The sequence below is a fragment of the Streptomyces sp. NPDC054849 genome (genome assembly GCF_053610945.1).
This window is the reverse complement of the sequence record NZ_JBSGZI010000032.1, coordinates 1-15,085: the sequence shown is the minus strand read 5'-3', so window position 1 is coordinate 15,085 and position 15,085 is coordinate 1. Positions and strand designations below refer to the sequence as shown.

Genomic DNA, 15,085 nt, shown 5'->3' with positions numbered 1-15,085 from the left:
CTCACTCCGCCGAAGCGGGACGGGTCCAGCGGTGCCACCAGTGCCTGCGCCGCGGGTGCACGGCCCGCCCCAGCCGCCGGCCGATCAGCAGGTACCCGAGGAGCGCTCCGGCCGTGTTGAGGATGACGTCGTCGATGTCGAAGACGCGTCCCGTGACGAGGGCGCCCTGGGTGAGTTCCACCAGGGTCATCAGACAGACCGTCACGGCGGCGACCCGCAGCAGACCGCGGGCCGTGGGCAGCAGGACGGGCAGGAGCACCCCGAACGGCACGCCCAGCAGCACGTTTCCGCCCAACTGGCGCGCCGCCTCGATCGTCGAGGTCCCGTTCAGGTAGGCGCTGATCGACCGGCCGGGGCGGACGTTGCTGTGCACGAGCGCCGCCGAGGCTGCGGACGGTTCCAGCGTCAGCCGCGCCAGGACCGCACTGAACAGGACGGTCCCGATGAAGGCGGCCACCATGGCCAGCGCCCGGACCGCGGGGTGTGCCGGAGGGCGTCGCCTCCAGGTGGCCGGTAAGGCCCCGTCCACCGATTTCTCACCGCGCCGCCGCGCGTACCTCCATGTCATGCGGGCGCGTCTACCCCGTGGACGATCCGGTACGCGGGACCTCTCCGGCGATGCGCGCGCCTGAATCAGGAGCCGGGGGGCGGGGCGTGCGGGCCCCGGCGCCCGGTGGCGAGCCGGGGGCCCTCGATCTCCGCCCAGACCACCTTGCCGGTGCCGTGGGGGTAGGTGCCCCACCGGTCGCAGAGCCGCTGCACTATCTGCAGGCCGTGGCCACCGGGCACACCCGGCCGGCCCACAGCCGCCTGAGCGCGTGGCAGCACCGTCGCGCCGTCGACGACATCGATGCGCAGGGTGTCACCGGCGGTCAGTACGAGCTCGTGACAGCCACCCGCGTGCAAGGCGGCGTTGGTCACCAGCTCGGACACGACGAGCAGGGCGTCCTCGGCGCTCTCGTACCGGTCCCACCCCCAGTCCCGGAGGGTCTGACGGGTGAACTCCCGGCCCTTGCCGACCGCGCCGCGGATACTGCGCAAGGCGAGCCGACGGCGCTGGCCCTTGACCGGTTCTCCCGTACTCCGTGGAGGACCGCTGGTGGCTGCTCCCGTGATGCTCACTCGCCTCACCCCGACCGTTGACGTTGTCCGTGTCCGATGGAGAGCAGCGGCTCCGTGCCCGCCACCGTCGTCCCCTGTTTCGCGTCTGCCCGTCCTGATCGCCGGGACACGTGAAGAGCGGTGAACGGGGTGACCGACCCGGGCATCGGGCGGACACCGGCCCGTCCCATGACTCGGACCCCGGCCCGTACATGCCGAGGTCCCGCACCCCTCGCGGGTGCGGGACCTCCACGGCCGATGCTGCTACACGTCAGTGCTTGAAGACATCCTTGATCTTCTCTTTGGCCTGGCGGGCGTCACCCTTGGCCTGTTCGGTGCGGCCCTCGGCGGTCAGGCGTTCGTTGCCCACCGCGCGGCCGGCCGTCTCCTTGAGCTTTCCCTTGGCCTGCTCGGCCTTGGCCCGGCTCTTTTCCTTCTCCGACACAGCCCATCACTCCCTGAGGGAATAGAAAGCGTACGTTCTCCTCCTGGCCGGGATTCCGGGCGTCAAACCCGGGGACCCCCCCACTCGGCGCAGCGGCCGAGAAATGCGCTCGGGCCCAGGGGTCCGGCTACCAGTAGTGGCGCCGGCCGCCCACCGCATGCCCGACCGAGCCCAGGACCCACAGCACCGCCCCGACCACGAGCAGGATGATGCCGATGGTCCACAGGACGGAAATTCCGGTCAGAAAGCCGATGAGCAGGAGGATGAGTCCGGCGAAAACCATGATGCCCTCGTTTTCACGTTGGGAATTCGGCGGAACAGTTGGATCCGCCGTGACGTCTCAAGTGCCGTCTACCCTCGAACACGGTCCTTATCAGTGCTGTGTTCCGGTGCTGTGTTCCGGTGCTGTGTTCCGTCAGGCCGGGTGCCCGGGCTCCAGGTCCCGCACCTCCCGGTACCGGAGCAGTGCGGGCAGCGGGCGCTCGGCCGGCGGGCACACTTCCGCGGGCGCCAGGAGGAAGCCCACGTGGTCACCGCCCTCGATGCGCCCTTCGATCCGGCCGGTGAACCAGGTGCGTACCTCGTTCAGCACCGGACTGCCCCCCTCTCCCGGCCGCCAGCCCACCCCCGCGAACTTGTCGACCCTGTCGCCCGTCTCCTCTCCGAAGAGCTCCGCCAGCGCGTGCTGCTCCCTGCGGAGCACATGCACGGTGAGGTACTCGGCCTCGCGCGCGACCTCGTAGGTGTGGTTGGCGATCGACAGCCAGACGGTGAACCTCGGCGGGTCGATGGAGCACTGTGAGGCGAAACCCACCAGGCATCCCGCACGCTCACCGCCGGAAGCGGCCGTGACCACGTAGACCGGGTCGTCGAGTACCTCGGTGAAGGGGTCCAGCTCCGTCACGGCGCCTGCTCCTGTCCTAGGGAATCCCACCACACACTGGAAGGCGTTGAACGGGTCCGCCCACGATCGTCCCCAGAGTAGGCACCAGCGGTGTCCACGGCTCGTCGACGGCGAACGGGCACCACCCTCGTCCAGCGGAGGTGAGATGCGCGGTGGCCCGGGTACCCGCACCATGACCTTGACACCACCATCGACGCGCCGGGGACGGGCCACGACGCGGCCGCGCCGCTCTCCGTCCGTCCTGGCAGGAGGACTCCTCTCATGGCTGTCCGTCATCAGTTGATCCGTCGTCCCCCGCAGGCCGTGTGGGCCGTGTTGGCCGATCCGGCCCGGTACGGGGACTGGGTGGTGGGAACGTCCGGGTCCACACCCCTCGACGAGGCCTGGCCGGAGGTCGGTTCCCGGCTCCGCTACACCGTGCGGCTGGGCCCCTGGTCGACCGACGGGGTGACGACCGTACGCCACCGGGAGCCGGGCAGGGAGCTGGAACTGGAGGCCTCGTTCAAGTCCCTCGGCACGGCGAGGGTCTTCCTCCAGCTCCGTCCGTGGGGCGAGGAGACCCTCGTCATCTGCGACGAACACCCGCTGCGCGGCATCGGCGCCACCCTCCACAACTCCGCGAGCGAGGCGCTGCTCCAGCTCCGGCACCGCGGCATGCTCGCCCGCCTGGCCAAGGTCGTGGAGGAGGAGCACCCGGTGGTCCGCCATGCCTGACGCGGTGGTGATCGGCGCCGGCCCGAACGGGCTGGTGGCCGCGAACGTTCTGGCCGACGCCGGCTGGAGCGTGGAAGTCCTGGAGGCGCAGCCGGAGCCCGGAGGGGCGGTGCGCAGCGACCGCGGTGTCCATCCGGACTACGTGTCGGACCTCTTCAGTGCCTTCTACCCGCTGGCCGCGGCCTCCCCGGTCCTCGCGCGTCTCGACCTCGCCGCCGAGGGCCTGCGGTGGAGCCACGCCCCGTCCGTACTGGCCCACCCGCTGAAGGACGGCCGGTGCGCGGTGCTGGAGCGCCGTGTGCAGGAGACCGCAACCGGGCTGGGAGCGTTCGCGGCGGCCGACGCGGACGCCTGGCGGGACATGTACGAGGTGTGGAGCCGTGTCGGCCCGGACCTGGTGCAGGCCCTGTTCACGCCTTTCCCCCCGGTTCTCCCCGGACTCCGCCTGGCAGCCCGGCTCCGCGCCGCAGGGGGGCTGCGGCTCGCCCGCAACCTGGCCCTGCCGGTGCGTCGCCTGGGCGAGGAGGAGTTCGCGGGGGACGGGGGCCGCCTGTTGCTGGCGGGCAACGCCCTGCACGCCGACCTGGCTCCCGAAGCCGTCGGCAGCGGCGGATTCGGCTGGCTGATGGCGATGCTCGGCCAGAGCCACGGCTTCCCGGTCCCCGTCGGCGGGGCGGGCGCGCTCACCGCGGCGCTCGTGAGCCGGCTCCGGCGCCGCGGCGGGGTCCTGCGCTGCGGAGAGCGGGTCGCATCCGTCGTCGTACGCGGCGGCCGCGCCGTGGGGGTCGCCACCTCCGGCGGGGAGACCGTCGGCGCGCGGAGGGCCGTCCTGGCCGACACGTCGGCGCCGTCCCTGTACCGCGACCTCGTCGGCGAGGAACACCTGCCGTCCCGCCTGCTGCGGGATCTGGAACGCTTCCAGTGGGACTTCGCGACCTTCAAGGTCGACTGGGCCCTCACCGGCCCGGTGCCGTGGACGGCGCCACAGGCCGCCGGGGCGGGGACGGTCCACGTGGCCGACGGCGTCGACGGACTGACCCGGTTCGCCGCACAGATCGCCATGGGCCAGGTCCCCGACGAGCCGTTCACCCTGTTCGGTCAGATGACCACGGCGGATCCCAGCCGCTCACCGGCCGGCACGGAATCGGCGTGGGCCTACACCCACCTCCCGCAGCACATCACCTCCGACGCCGGCCCTGACGGCATCACCGGCCGCTGGGACGCCCGCGAGCAGGAGGCCATGGCCGACCGCGTCGAAGCGCAGGTGGAACGGTTCGCACCCGGCTTCCGTGGGCTGATCCGCGCCCGCCGCATCCTGGCCCCGACCACCCTCCAGGCCATGAACGAGAACCTTCACAACGGCGCCATCAACAACGGCACCACCGCCGTGCACCAACAGGCGATCTTCCGCCCCACGCCGGGCACCGGCAGGCCCGAGACGCCCGTCAAGGGCCTGTACCTCGCCTCCGCGGCCGCCCACCCCGGCGGCGGGGTCCACGGCGCCCCGGGCGCGAACGCCGCCCGAGCCGCCCTGCGAGCCCACGGGCTCCGCAGTCTCCTGCACCGCGCCCAACGCATCTGACCCGCCGGGGGCTTCTCGGGCAGCCGGGCGACCGACGCGCAGGACGTGCAGGACGTGTGGGACGAGGAGGACGCGCAGCACGTGCAGACGTGCAGGGCGCGCAATATCGGGTAGACGCGGCGCATGATCGCCTCAGCGCCCCTTGCGGCTACCGTTTCCTCGTCCCTCTTCTTGATCATTGCCGGCGTCATCGTGGCCGCGCTTCTGATCGCCGCGTTCTGGTACGGCACACGACGCCTCTCGCGCCGCCGGGATCCCGGGGCGCGCCCGGCCGAGCAGAACCTTCAGGCGCAGGCCCGCCAGGACTCCTGGCAGACGCCCGACGACAGTGCCGATCCGCAGCACCCCCGCGCGTGACACCGGACGTCAGCCGGAGGGTGTCGCCGCATTGATCAGATCGAGCAGCCCCGCCAGGCCGCCTTCGGCCAGGGCGCGGCGCTGGCGGTCCGCCGGGGTTCCCTCCTGCAGGAGCCGGTGGACGAGGGCGCTCACCTGCCGGGTGTCCCCGGAGTCCTCCAGGGCCGGCGTGATGTGGGCGAGGAGTGAGCACAGGACGTCACCGCTGCTGTGAGGGCGGCCCTCCAGGTCCACCAGTGTGCTGTTCAGGCCGTGCCGGGCCGCGTGCCAGTTTCCGGCCTGCAGCAGCTCCGGCGCGCACCCGGCCGGCGGGAGGCCGGCCTTCTCCTCGGCGATGGCCGTGGTGACCAGCGCGCGGACGATGCCGGCGAGCATGACGGCGTCGTCTGCCCGTAGCTGCACATCCGGACACCGCACCTCGATGGTGGGGTAGGTGTCGGACAGCCGCGCCTGCCAGTACGCCTGCTTCCTGTCGGCGATCACCCCGGACGCCACCAGCGCCTCCAGGCGCTGCTCGTAGTCCGGGCCGCCTTCGAAGTACGGCGGCGGACCGCTGACGGGCCAGCGGCCGAACACGATGGTGCGCCAGCTCGCGAAGCCGGTGTCCCGCCCATCCCACAGAGGCGAGTTGGCGGACATGGCCAGCAGCGTCGGCAGCCACACCCGGACCCGGTTCAGCACCGCCACGCCCGTCGCCGGGTCGGGAACCGCGACGTGCACGTGCATTCCGCTGATCAGCTGTTCGTCGACCAGTTGCCGCGCCTCCCCTTCCATCTTCAGGTAGCGCGGCGTCGGGGTCACGGGTACGACCCCGGCCCCGCGCAGCGGAGCCGCTCCGGTGGCGGCGAGGCGGCAGCCGTTCTCCTCGGCGGCGGACGCGACCGCGTGGCGCAGGCGCAGGAGGTGGCCGCCCACCTCCTCCAGGCTCGAGCACACGGGGGTGGCGACCTCAACCTGGGCCTGCAGCAGCTCGTCCTGGACCTCGTCACGCTCCGCCAGCGGCCCGAGGCCCGCGGTGCGCCGTACGTCCTCCACGAGCGGCACGGGCAGAGCCCTCACGGGATCCAGCAGCAAGTACTCTTCTTCGACGCCGACCGTGATCACGTGCTGCGGCTACCCGGATCCACCATGATCACCCCTGAGGGCACGACAGCGGCAGGGCGGACGTCCTCACAGGTTCCGCAGGGCCGGGAGCAGCTTGGCCTCGGCCCACTCCAGGAACGGTTCCTGGTGGTCGCCGCCGACCTGGACCAGGGCGACCTCGGTGAATCCAGCCTCCACGTAGGGGCGTACCGCGTCGACGAACGTATCCACGTCGTCGCCGCACGGGATGGCCTCGGCGACGTCTTCGGGCCGGGTGTGCTGTGCGGCCTGGTCGAATCCCGCCGGGCCGGGGATCTCGGTGTTGACCTTCCAGCCGCCGAGCGCCCAGCGGAACTGGTCGTGCGCCCGTGCCACAGCTGCGTCGCGGTCGGTGTCGTAGCAGACCGGGAGCTGACCGACGCGCGGCTTTCCGGCCCCGCCGTGCGCGTCGAACTGCTGGAGGAGCTCCTGCTTCGGTTCCGTGGCGATCACCAGGTCGCCGTACCGGCCGGCCAGCTCACAGGAGCGCGGACCGGACACGGCGATCCCGATCGGCGGCAGCGCGTCGGGGAGATCCCAGAGCCTGGCGTTCTCGACGTCGAAGTGGGCGCCGTGATGGCTCACGCTCTCCCCGGTGAACATCCGCCGGATGATGTCGACCGCCTCTTCCAGCATCTCCAGGCGTACGGGGGCGGCGGGCCAGCCGGCGCCGATGATGTGCTCGTTCAGGTTCTCGCCCGAGCCCAGCCCCAGGCGGAACCTGCCCTCGGACAGGATCTGCACCGTCGCCGCCTTCTGCGCGACGACCGCGGGGTGGTACCGGAAGGTCGGACACGTCACGTACGTCATGAGCGGGATCCGGGAGGTCGCCTGCGCGGCCGCGCCCAGGACGCTCCAGGCGTAGGAGGCGTGCCCCTGGGACTCCAGCCAGGGAAAGGAATGGTCCGAGACGACGGAGAAGTCGAAGCCCGCCTTCTCCGCTCCCACCACGTGGGAGACGAGCTGACGCGGGCCGGCCTGCTCGGACATCATCGTGTACCCGATACGCACCATGTGAGGCGCCTAGCCGCGATCGCGGCCCGCGAAACCTGCCGCCTGCCACAAGCATCCGTACGGCCGATCACAGGGGCAGTTCGGCCGGGGCCCGAGCCCGGGCCGGGGGCAGGAACGACGGGGAAGGCTCACCAAATCGTGGAATCCGTGCCGGCCGGGGAACTCATCGCGGACCGTGCACGACTACCTCCTCGGCGGCTCCCACGCGGACGGCCCTCACCTCCCGTTCCCGCGCCGTACCGGGAGGCTTCCGGCCGCGATCCGCTGATCGCCGCCCGCGGGCGGCTGGCGCCGTCCCACAGAGGTACCGCACACCTGGAGGACCGATGGCCGGACGACCACCCGAAAGCCGCACCGACGCCGCCGGGCCGCGGTGGGCACCGCCACCGGCACTGGCCGGTTTCGTCGTGCTCCTCGCGGCGATGTTCGCCCTCTCCTACGGAGTAGGTGCGGCCGCCGGCCCGGTCGCCCCCGGCATGCGCCCGAGCGGCACCGGCCCGGGGTCCGTCTCCGATACGCCGGGTGGCGGCGGCACGGGCGGCATGGGTGGCATGGGTGGCATGGGTGGCACGCATTCGGGGGGCGGACGATGACTGCGGACACCGCGGGCGTCGCGGGCGTCACCCTGGAGACGACCGATCTGATCGTCGGCGGCATGACGTGCGCGGCCTGCGTGAGCCGGGTGGAGAAGCGGCTGGCCCGGCTCGACGGGGTGACCGCGACGGTCAACCTCGCCACGGGGAGGGCGAGGGTGAGCCATCCGCCGGCCGTGTCCGGCCAGGACCTGGTCGCAGCGGTGGAACGGGCCGGTTACACCGCCGAAGTGCCCCCGCCGGCCGTACCGTACGAGGATTCCCCGCCTGAGCAGCCGCCGACGAACGGTGAGCGCCGGGACCGCGAGCGGCTGCTGATCACCGTTCTGCTCTGCGCCCCGGTCCTCGTGCTGTCGATGGCGCCCTCCCTGCAGTTCCGCAACTGGCAGTGGCTGTGCCTCACTCTGGCCGCTCCGGTCGTCGTGTGGAGTGCCTGGCCGTTCCACCGGCGGGCTGCGCGCGGGCTGCGGCACTCGGCGGCCACCATGGACACCCTGGTCTCCCTCGGGGTCCTCGCCTCGTTCTCCTGGTCCCTGTACGCACTGTTCCTCGGCGGCGCCGGCGATCCCGGCATGAGGATGCCGTTCACGTTCCTCCCCTCGGCGGGAGGGGAGATCGCGCACGTCTACCTCGAAGCTGCCGTCGGAGTACCGCTGTTCGTCCTGGCCGGCCGCCATCTGGAGGGGCGGGCACGACGGGGCACCGGAGCGGCCCTGCGCTCGCTGGCCGGACTCGCCGTGAAGGACGTGACGGTACGGGAGGACGGCACGGACCGGCGGCTCCCCATCGAACAGCTCCGAGTGGGGCAGGAGTTCCTCGTGCGGCCCGGTGAACGGGTCGCCACCGACGGTGTGGTGGTCTCCGGCAGCTCCGCCCTCAACCTGTCGCTGGTCACCGGTGAGAGCGATCCCGTGGAAGTCGGCCCCGGCCGGACGGTGGTGGGTGCCGCGGTCAACGCCGGTGGCCTGCTCCTCGTACGGGCCACCGCGGTCGGCGCGGACACCCGGCTCGCCCGTATCACCCGGATGGTCACCGAAGCCCAGGCCGGCAAGGCCCGGGCCCAGCGGCTGGCCGACCGTGTGGCGGGGGTCTTCGTGCCGGTGATCCTGGCTCTGGCGGTCACGGTGCTCGGTTTCTGGCTTGGCGCCGGGGCGGACCCGCAGGCCGCCGTGACATCGGCGGTCGCGATCCTCGTCGTCGCCTGCCCGTGCGCCCTGGGGCTCGCGACCCCCACCGCGCTGCTGGCCGCGACCGGCCGGGGCGCGCAGCTGGGCGTGCTGGTCAGCGGTCCGCAGGCGCTGGAGGCACTGCGGCACGTCGACACCGTGGTCCTGGACAAGACCGGCACGCTCACCACCGGGCACATGAGCGTCGCCCGCGTCACCGCGGTCGACGGCGGCATCGGGCGCGAGGCGGTCCTCCGCTTGGCCGGGGCCGTGGAGCAGGGCTCGGAACATCCGCTGGGCCGCGCGCTCGCGTCGTACGCGGAGCGTGCGCTGCCCGGGCGCCCGCTGCCCCCGGTCACCGGCTTCCTGGCCACTGCAGGGTCGGGCGTCACCGGTTTCGTGGAGGGGCGGCGCGTCGACGTGCTCTCTGCCGACGACGGTCTGCCGAAGTCGTTGGCGCAGGCGCTGGCCGAGGCGGAGGCGTCCGCGCTCACGCCGGTCCTGGTCCGGGTGGACGGTTTCGACGAGGCCCTGATCGCCCTCGGGGACGTCCTGCGGCCCGGGAGCTACCGGGCCGTGGACCGGCTGCGCCGGCTGGGAGTGGAACCGGTGCTGGCCACGGGTGACCGCGATGCCACAGCCCGTGTCGTGGCCGCTGAGCTCGGCATCGCCGAGGTCCACACCCGCTGCACGCCTGAGGGGAAGGCCGAACTGGTGGCCCGCCTGCAGGAGGAGGGGCGCCGCGTCGCGGTCATCGGCGACGGTGTGAACGACGCCGCCGCCCTGGCCCTCGCCGATCTCGGCATCGCCATGGGCAGCGGCACGGACGTGGCGATCGGAGCCGCCGACGTGACGCTGGTGCGCGGTGACATCGAGGCGGTGGCCGACGCCGTCCGGCTGGCCCGTCGCACCCTGGGGACGATCCGCACCAACCTCGTCTGGGCGTTCGGCTACAACGCGGTCACCGTTCCCCTGGCCGCGGTGGGGTGGCTCAACCCGATGGTCGCCGCCGCCGCGATGTCCGTCAGCTCCCTGCTGGTGGTCGGCAACAGCCTGCGCCTGCGGGCTTGGCAGCCCTCGCCGAAGCGCCCCGGCGGCTTCGCACCCAGCCTCGGCCGAAAGGGCCTCCAGCGATGACGCGTTCCCCGACTGACGACCCGACCGATGACCCGACCGGTTCCGTGAAGTACTCGGACGATTTCCTCTCCCCCTCGTCGCCGGCCCGCGAAAGGCAGGACACCCGCCTGCTGCGCGAGAGGCTGATCGCCGTACTCGCACCGCTCACCGCATGCCTCGCGGCCCTGGTCGGCCTGACCGCATGGACCACGGCCGGAGGCGCCGGCACTCCGGCCCGCATCGAGGTCGGCATCGGGCAGGTGTTCCTGCCCTACGCCGACAGGCAGCGCACCGCGGCGTTCTTCCGGATCACGAACACCGGCGGCTCCGGCGACCAGCTGCTCTCCGTGACCTCCCCCGAAGCCGAGGACACCAGGCTCAGCCGGCACGAGAGTGCCCGAGGCGCGGATTCCATGCGCATGGTCACCTCGGCGGACATTCCGGCCGGCTCGGTACTGCGGATGACCCCGAGCACGCTCGACGTGATGATGACGGTCAAGGGCCGCTGGCAGGTGGGCGACGCGGTGCCCTTCGTCCTGCACTTCCGTGACAGCGGCCCGGTCCGGACCGTGGCGTTCGTCGTCCGGCCCGGAAGCTGAGGCTCGCCGCACGCACGCTCGCCGCGCACTCCCGGACCGGGTTACCGCTGCTGTGCGTGCCGGACGCGTCCTGAGGGGGCCGTGCCCATGGGGCCGGCCCCGCGGGGGCACCGCGAGCGGGTCACCCCGGCCAGGTGCCCGTCACACGACGGGTGGCCAGGGCGCCCGAGCGATCGACGGCGGCTTTGACCACGGCGAAGATCGCGCCCTGGATGGCCGCGGCGATCAGGATCTGCTGCCAGGACCGGTCCTCGTCCGTGGCGCTGGGAGCGTCGCCTTCGCCTTCGACGATCTTCCAGACCTGCTTGAACGCGGCACCCGCGAGCATGCCGCTGGCGGTGCCCAGGGCCAGACCGACGGGCTTGTAGGCGATCTTGCGCGTGTTCATCGCTTCCCCCGGCCGCGCATGCGCCGCACCAGCAGGTAGAAGACCACAGCCGCACCTGCCACGAGCAGCGGCGTGCGGTTGGCGCGTGCCGCCGTCGCGGCCCGGCGGGCCTTGTCGAGGACCGGGTCGGGGGTCTTCTCCTCCGCCAGCTGACCGGCGCGCGCCGTGGCCTGGACGACCACTTCGGATGCGTGGGCGGCCTGGTCCCGGACCCGATCGGGGGTGTTGTCCTTCACCAGCTCCGCGGCCTGGTGTGCCGTCGCGCGGATCCGGTCGGTGACCAGGGCGGTCTTCTGAGCGGCCTGCTCCTTGACCGCGGCGGTCTTCTGAGCGGCCTGCTCCTTGACCGCGGCGGTCTTCTCCTTCGCCTGCGCCCGGACGTCGGCCTTCGCCGCCAAGGCCTCGACGGTCTGTCCGAGTTCGTCACGGGTGCTCTCGAGCTGCTCGCGCAGCTCCTCGGGGGTGGGTGTGCCGATGTTGGTTCGGGATTCGTCGGTCATCGGTGCACTTTCTCCTTGATCTCGGCCAGGTCGGCCTTGACGCTGTCGATGGTCTGCTCGGGGACGGGGGCACCGGCCTCGGCGATCTTCTTCTTGCCGGCCATGGCGGTAACTGCGGCGATGACCGCCAGCACCGCCGTAACGATGAGGGCTGCCGCCCACACCGGGAGTATCAACGCGAGGGCTGCGATGCAGGTTGCGACCAATGCCTGGGCGGCCAGGATTCCGATCAGGCCCGCGGCGCCGAAAAGGCCGCCGCCCTTCCCGAAGCGTTTCCCCTTCTGCGCCATTTCCGCCCGGGCCAGCTGCATCTCCTCGCGGACCAGCTCCGAAATCTGCTGGGAGGCGCGCGAGACCAGCACGCCCACGGATTCGGATTCGGATGCGGATGCATCGATACTGTGGGTCTTCCGCTCTACGGTGCTCATGCGGAGTCTCCCCTTTACGGTGCGGTTGCCGTTGTCATGACGCGCCTACCCGGTAAACAACCGGGCACCCACGCCACCGGCAGATGCTTTTGCCCTGCGGGGACCCGATGTCCCCAGCGGGTCCATACGGGTCACCGGTCCATTCGGCGGCGTTCCCGATCGCTCCACGCGCGGGTGTCGCGAGGCCGGACATACGGCTCCTCGTCAGCGGGCAGCCCGCCGGCGATCGCCCGCTGACGGGCCAGTTCCGCGTCGAACTCCAGGCCCAGGAGGATCGCGAGGTTGGTGATCCACAGCCAGACCAGGAAGACGATCACGCCGGCGACCGTGCCGTACGTCTTGTTGTAGGAGCCGAAGTTCGCGACGTAGAACGCGAAGCCGGCCGAGGCGATCATCCAGATCACCAGGGCCAGGAAGCTGCCCGGAGTCACCCACCTGAACCCGCGGCCCTTGGCGTTCGGCGCAGCCCAGTACAGCAGCGCGATCATGATCGTGACGAGGAGCACCAGGACCGGCCACTTCGCGATCGACCACACCGTCAGCGCACTGTCACCGAACCCCAGGGCGGTACCCATGCGACGGGCCAGTCCGCCGGTGAAGACGACGATGAGTGCACTGGCGCAGGCGAGGATCATCAGGGTGACGGTGAGTGCGAGGCGCAGCGGCAGCACCTTCCACACCGGACGGCCCTCGGGCATGTCGTAGACGGCGTTCGCGGAGCGGATGAACGCGGCCACGTAGCCGGAGGCGGACCACAGCGCCACGACGAGACCGACGACCGCCATCAGCGACCCGACGCCACTGTGGTTCTGCAGCTGCTCGACCGCGGCTCTGATCACGTCCCGGGCGGAGCCGGGGGTCAGCTGCTGAAGGTTCTCCAACAGCCGCTGGGTCGTCGACTCACCGGCCAGGCCCAGCAGGGACACCAGGACCAGGAGGGCGGGGAAGAGCGCGAGTACCCCGTAGTAGGTGAGGGCCGCGGCGCGATCGGCCAACTCGTCGTCCTGGAACTCCTTGACCGTGCCGCGCAGCACCGCCTTCCAGGAGCGTGCGGGGAGGTCCGAGGGCTGATCCGGGGCCTGCTCCTCGACCAGCTCGTTCGGGCCCGCGCCGGCGATCGGACCGGTGTCGGTGTCGGTGTGGGTGTCCGGAACGGTCTGGGTGGCCGGACCGGTGTCGGTGTCCGGAACGGTCTCGGTGTTCGGACCGGTCTCGGCAGGCACCCGGTCACCGTCATGGCCTCGGCTCGGCAGGAGTGTCATACTCCCCCGGCTTTCCACCCCGGCGTCACTCATGCCCGTACGGCACCCGGAGGGCGAAGTCCTCCGCGCGCCGCGGCTCCCGGATCCGGTCTTCTAGAGCCAGCCGTTACGGCGGAAGGCACGATGGAGGAGGCCTGACGCCGTCGCCATGAGGCCGACGGCGAGAGGGTAGCCGTAGCTCCAGCCGAGCTCCGGCATGTGCTCGAAGTTCATCCCGTAGACCCCGGCGACCATGGTGGGGACCGCGAAGATGGCAGCCCACGCGGAGATCCGTCGCATGTCGTCGTTCTGCCAGGTGCCCACCCGGGCCTGCTGGGCGTCGAGAACCGACGTGAGCAGTTCGTCGAGCGTCCGCACCTCGGCGTCGGTGCGGTGCAGATGATCGGACACGTCGCGGAAGTAGGGCAGGACCTTCGACGGGCGGTCCTCCTCGGTCAGCCCGCCCAGAAGGCCGGGAAGGACCGGGACCAGCGGCTGTACGGCGTCCCGGAACTCCCGCACCTCCCGTTTCAGGCAGTAGATGTCCTCGGTGTGGTCCACGCGAGAGGACGAGAAGACCTGGTCCTCCAGCCGGTCGAGCGCGGCGCGCACCGTCTCGGCGGCCTCGCTGTAGGCGTCGACGACGACATCCAGTACGGCGTGCAGAACCGACAGGGGGCCGAAACGGAGCATGGACGGGTCGGCGTCCAGCCGGCGGGCCGCCTCGGCTGCCGGATCCACCTCGCCATGACGGACGGTGAGTACGTAGCGCGGCCCGACGAAGAGCATCAACTCGCCCGTCTCCACCGCTGCTTCCTCCTCGACGTACCAGAGGGTCTTCAGCGCGACGGCCAGCACGTCACCGAAGCGTTCTCGCTTCGGCCGCTGGCGCGCCTGCACCGCGTCCTCGACCGCCAGGGGGTGCAGGCCCAGCTGCGCGGCCAACTCCACGAGCTCGCCCTCGGCCGGGTCGACCAGACGCACCCAGCCGAATTCGCCGTCGCCCAGCCCGCGCAACCGCTTCAGCACCAATCGGCAGGCCTCGTCGTCAAGGCCGCACTCGACCGTCTCCGACCGGCCCGACCGCTCCTCGTACACCACGCATTCCATAGGCCGCGCATGCTTCAGAACCCCGATTTCATGCGCGCCTGCGATCGTCCGCACAGCTCGAACAGCTCAAGGCCTGCCGTTTCCCGCACGCTGCCCCTCGGCGTCGTCCTTGAGGGCAAGGGTCATGACGAAGCATCAGGTGTCTCCCGGCAGGGTTTCCCGGGCCTGCATTCGATCCGGGGTGTGTGGAGCGGTGAATGCGGGGCAGGCGAACGGCGTACGGAACAAGGAGGGTCGGCGGGGAATCCGATTCCCTGCCGCCCCCCATTGACCGGAGGAGTTGTTTTCGCGTGACTGAGAATGTGTGGAGTTACCAGCCGACCGCGGGCCACCTGGCCGGTACGGACCTGACCGGCTACAAGGTCGAGGCGACCGACGGGAACATCGGCAAGGTCGACAAGCACTCCGACGAGGTCGGTGACGCCTACCTGGTCGTGGACACCGGCGTATGGATCTTCGGCAAGGAGGTTCTGCTTCCGGCGAGCACGGTCGTCAGGATCGACCCGGAGGACAGGAAGGTCTTCGTCGATCGCACCAAGGAACAGATCAAGGCGGCTCCCGAATTCCATCGGGACAAGCACCTCGGTGACGCCGGCTACCGGGACGAGCTGGGCACCTACTACGGCACCGGCGCCCCCTTCGGCGGCCGCCCCGCCTGAACCGGTCCCTGCAGCATGACGCCGGTCCCGGCACCCACTCGGGTGC

The 15,085-nt window shown here is 71.4% G+C and carries 19 protein-coding genes; 7 read left to right on the top strand and 12 right to left on the bottom strand.

Annotation, left to right across the window (positions count from 1 at the left end):
- Position 1 precedes the first annotated feature (1 nt).
- From ACWGIF_RS16630 to ACWGIF_RS16610, 5 genes are all read right to left on the bottom strand, one after another.
- Positions 2-568, bottom strand: coding sequence for a VanZ family protein (locus ACWGIF_RS16630; RefSeq protein ID WP_453497374.1), 567 nt, complete (start codon positions 566-568; stop codon positions 2-4).
- A 65-nt stretch (positions 569-633) separates the two neighbouring features.
- On the bottom strand, positions 634-1,122 hold the full coding sequence (locus ACWGIF_RS16625) for an ATP-binding protein (protein WP_453497371.1): 489 nt from the start codon (positions 1,120-1,122) through the stop codon (positions 634-636).
- 250 nt (positions 1,123-1,372) lie between these two features.
- Positions 1,373-1,546, bottom strand: a complete 174-nt coding sequence (locus ACWGIF_RS16620) for a CsbD family protein (protein WP_453497368.1) — start codon at positions 1,544-1,546, stop codon at positions 1,373-1,375.
- Between the two features lie 127 nt (positions 1,547-1,673).
- Entirely contained in the window at positions 1,674-1,829 is a 156-nt protein-coding gene (locus tag ACWGIF_RS16615) for a DUF6131 family protein (RefSeq protein WP_453497365.1), read from the bottom strand.
- 132 nt (positions 1,830-1,961) lie between these two features.
- Positions 1,962-2,450: a flavin reductase family protein gene (locus ACWGIF_RS16610; RefSeq protein WP_453497362.1), complete on the bottom strand. Its 489-nt coding sequence runs from the start codon at positions 2,448-2,450 to the stop codon at positions 1,962-1,964.
- Positions 2,451-2,711: 261 nt separating this feature from the next.
- Between ACWGIF_RS16610 and ACWGIF_RS16605 the strand changes: the two genes are divergently transcribed.
- The 3 genes from ACWGIF_RS16605 to ACWGIF_RS16595 all read left to right on the top strand — a co-directional run bounded on the left by ACWGIF_RS16605 (position 2,712) and on the right by ACWGIF_RS16595 (position 5,103).
- Positions 2,712-3,164 carry an SRPBCC family protein gene (locus ACWGIF_RS16605; protein ID WP_453497359.1) on the top strand — a complete coding sequence of 151 codons (453 nt, stop codon included), beginning with the start codon at positions 2,712-2,714 and terminating at the stop codon, positions 3,162-3,164.
- The gene (locus tag ACWGIF_RS16600; protein WP_453497357.1) at positions 3,157-4,746 is read left to right on the top strand and encodes a phytoene desaturase family protein; all 1,590 of its coding nucleotides are present in this window, start codon (positions 3,157-3,159) and stop codon (positions 4,744-4,746) included. Before ACWGIF_RS16605 ends, ACWGIF_RS16600 begins: the two co-directional genes overlap by 8 nt.
- Positions 4,747-4,869: 123 nt before the next feature.
- Positions 4,870-5,103, top strand: a complete 234-nt coding sequence (locus tag ACWGIF_RS16595; protein ID WP_453497354.1) for a DUF6479 family protein — start codon at positions 4,870-4,872, stop codon at positions 5,101-5,103.
- A gap of 9 nt (positions 5,104-5,112) precedes the next feature.
- Here the strand turns inward: ACWGIF_RS16595 and ACWGIF_RS16590 are convergent, their stop codons facing one another.
- Entirely contained in the window at positions 5,113-6,207 is a 1,095-nt protein-coding gene (locus ACWGIF_RS16590; protein ID WP_453497351.1) for a carboxylate-amine ligase, read from the bottom strand.
- Positions 6,208-6,273: 66 nt separating this feature from the next.
- Positions 6,274-7,239, bottom strand: a complete 966-nt coding sequence (locus ACWGIF_RS16585) for an LLM class F420-dependent oxidoreductase (protein ID WP_453497348.1) — start codon at positions 7,237-7,239, stop codon at positions 6,274-6,276.
- A 326-nt stretch (positions 7,240-7,565) separates the two neighbouring features.
- On the opposite strand from ACWGIF_RS16585, the gene ACWGIF_RS16580 reads away from it, so the two are divergent.
- Genes ACWGIF_RS16580 through ACWGIF_RS16570 form a run of 3 tightly spaced genes read left to right on the top strand, consistent with a single transcriptional unit; the run spans position 7,566 to position 10,713 of the window.
- Complete coding sequence (locus tag ACWGIF_RS16580; protein WP_453497345.1) at positions 7,566-7,832, top strand: hypothetical protein; 267 nt, start codon at positions 7,566-7,568, stop codon at positions 7,830-7,832.
- Positions 7,829-10,135, top strand: a complete 2,307-nt coding sequence (locus ACWGIF_RS16575) for a heavy metal translocating P-type ATPase (protein ID WP_453497343.1) — start codon at positions 7,829-7,831, stop codon at positions 10,133-10,135. The genes ACWGIF_RS16580 and ACWGIF_RS16575 overlap by 4 nt, the downstream gene beginning before the upstream one ends.
- Positions 10,132-10,713 (top strand): copper chaperone PCu(A)C, encoded by a 582-nt coding sequence (locus tag ACWGIF_RS16570; protein ID WP_453497340.1) that lies wholly within the window; start codon positions 10,132-10,134, stop codon positions 10,711-10,713. Before ACWGIF_RS16575 ends, ACWGIF_RS16570 begins: the two co-directional genes overlap by 4 nt.
- 121 nt (positions 10,714-10,834) lie before the next feature.
- Here the strand turns inward: ACWGIF_RS16570 and ACWGIF_RS16565 are convergent, their stop codons facing one another.
- The 5 genes from ACWGIF_RS16565 to ACWGIF_RS16545 all read right to left on the bottom strand — a co-directional run bounded on the left by ACWGIF_RS16565 (position 10,835) and on the right by ACWGIF_RS16545 (position 14,380).
- Positions 10,835-11,101, bottom strand: a complete 267-nt coding sequence (locus ACWGIF_RS16565; RefSeq protein WP_453497337.1) for a DUF4235 domain-containing protein — start codon at positions 11,099-11,101, stop codon at positions 10,835-10,837.
- Entirely contained in the window at positions 11,098-11,601 is a 504-nt protein-coding gene (locus tag ACWGIF_RS16560) for a DUF3618 domain-containing protein (protein WP_453497334.1), read from the bottom strand. The genes ACWGIF_RS16565 and ACWGIF_RS16560 overlap by 4 nt, the downstream gene beginning before the upstream one ends.
- Positions 11,598-12,029: a phage holin family protein gene (locus ACWGIF_RS16555; RefSeq protein WP_453497332.1), complete on the bottom strand. Its 432-nt coding sequence runs from the start codon at positions 12,027-12,029 to the stop codon at positions 11,598-11,600. The genes ACWGIF_RS16560 and ACWGIF_RS16555 overlap by 4 nt, the downstream gene beginning before the upstream one ends.
- A gap of 131 nt (positions 12,030-12,160) precedes the next feature.
- The gene (locus ACWGIF_RS16550; protein WP_453497329.1) at positions 12,161-13,252 is read right to left on the bottom strand and encodes a YihY/virulence factor BrkB family protein; all 1,092 of its coding nucleotides are present in this window, start codon (positions 13,250-13,252) and stop codon (positions 12,161-12,163) included.
- Between the two features lie 132 nt (positions 13,253-13,384).
- Positions 13,385-14,380 (bottom strand): magnesium and cobalt transport protein CorA, encoded by a 996-nt coding sequence (locus ACWGIF_RS16545; RefSeq protein WP_453497326.1) that lies wholly within the window; start codon positions 14,378-14,380, stop codon positions 13,385-13,387.
- Positions 14,381-14,670: 290 nt separating this feature from the next.
- On the opposite strand from ACWGIF_RS16545, the gene ACWGIF_RS16540 reads away from it, so the two are divergent.
- Positions 14,671-15,039 carry a PRC-barrel domain-containing protein gene (locus ACWGIF_RS16540; RefSeq protein WP_453497323.1) on the top strand — a complete coding sequence of 123 codons (369 nt, stop codon included), beginning with the start codon at positions 14,671-14,673 and terminating at the stop codon, positions 15,037-15,039.
- The last annotated feature ends 46 nt before the right edge of the window (positions 15,040-15,085 follow it).

What these genes read in the sequence shown, in the direction of transcription:
- ACWGIF_RS16545 (WP_453497326.1), bottom strand. Translation starts at nt 14,380, where the DNA reads ATGGAATGCGTGGTGTACGAGGAGCGGTCGGGCCGGTCGGAGACGGTC.
- ACWGIF_RS16605 (WP_453497359.1), top strand. Translation starts at nt 2,712, where the DNA reads ATGGCTGTCCGTCATCAGTTGATCCGTCGTCCCCCGCAGGCCGTGTGG.
- ACWGIF_RS16630 (WP_453497374.1), bottom strand. Translation starts at nt 568, where the DNA reads ATGACATGGAGGTACGCGCGGCGGCGCGGTGAGAAATCGGTGGACGGG.
- ACWGIF_RS16585 (WP_453497348.1), bottom strand. Translation starts at nt 7,239, where the DNA reads ATGGTGCGTATCGGGTACACGATGATGTCCGAGCAGGCCGGCCCGCGT.
- ACWGIF_RS16595 (WP_453497354.1), top strand. Translation starts at nt 4,870, where the DNA reads ATGATCGCCTCAGCGCCCCTTGCGGCTACCGTTTCCTCGTCCCTCTTC.
- ACWGIF_RS16580 (WP_453497345.1), top strand. Translation starts at nt 7,566, where the DNA reads ATGGCCGGACGACCACCCGAAAGCCGCACCGACGCCGCCGGGCCGCGG.
- ACWGIF_RS16615 (WP_453497365.1), bottom strand. Translation starts at nt 1,829, where the DNA reads ATGGTTTTCGCCGGACTCATCCTCCTGCTCATCGGCTTTCTGACCGGA.
- ACWGIF_RS16560 (WP_453497334.1), bottom strand. Translation starts at nt 11,601, where the DNA reads ATGACCGACGAATCCCGAACCAACATCGGCACACCCACCCCCGAGGAG.
- ACWGIF_RS16575 (WP_453497343.1), top strand. Translation starts at nt 7,829, where the DNA reads ATGACTGCGGACACCGCGGGCGTCGCGGGCGTCACCCTGGAGACGACC.
- ACWGIF_RS16565 (WP_453497337.1), bottom strand. Translation starts at nt 11,101, where the DNA reads ATGAACACGCGCAAGATCGCCTACAAGCCCGTCGGTCTGGCCCTGGGC.
- ACWGIF_RS16570 (WP_453497340.1), top strand. Translation starts at nt 10,132, where the DNA reads ATGACGCGTTCCCCGACTGACGACCCGACCGATGACCCGACCGGTTCC.
- ACWGIF_RS16600 (WP_453497357.1), top strand. Translation starts at nt 3,157, where the DNA reads ATGCCTGACGCGGTGGTGATCGGCGCCGGCCCGAACGGGCTGGTGGCC.
- ACWGIF_RS16555 (WP_453497332.1), bottom strand. Translation starts at nt 12,029, where the DNA reads ATGAGCACCGTAGAGCGGAAGACCCACAGTATCGATGCATCCGCATCC.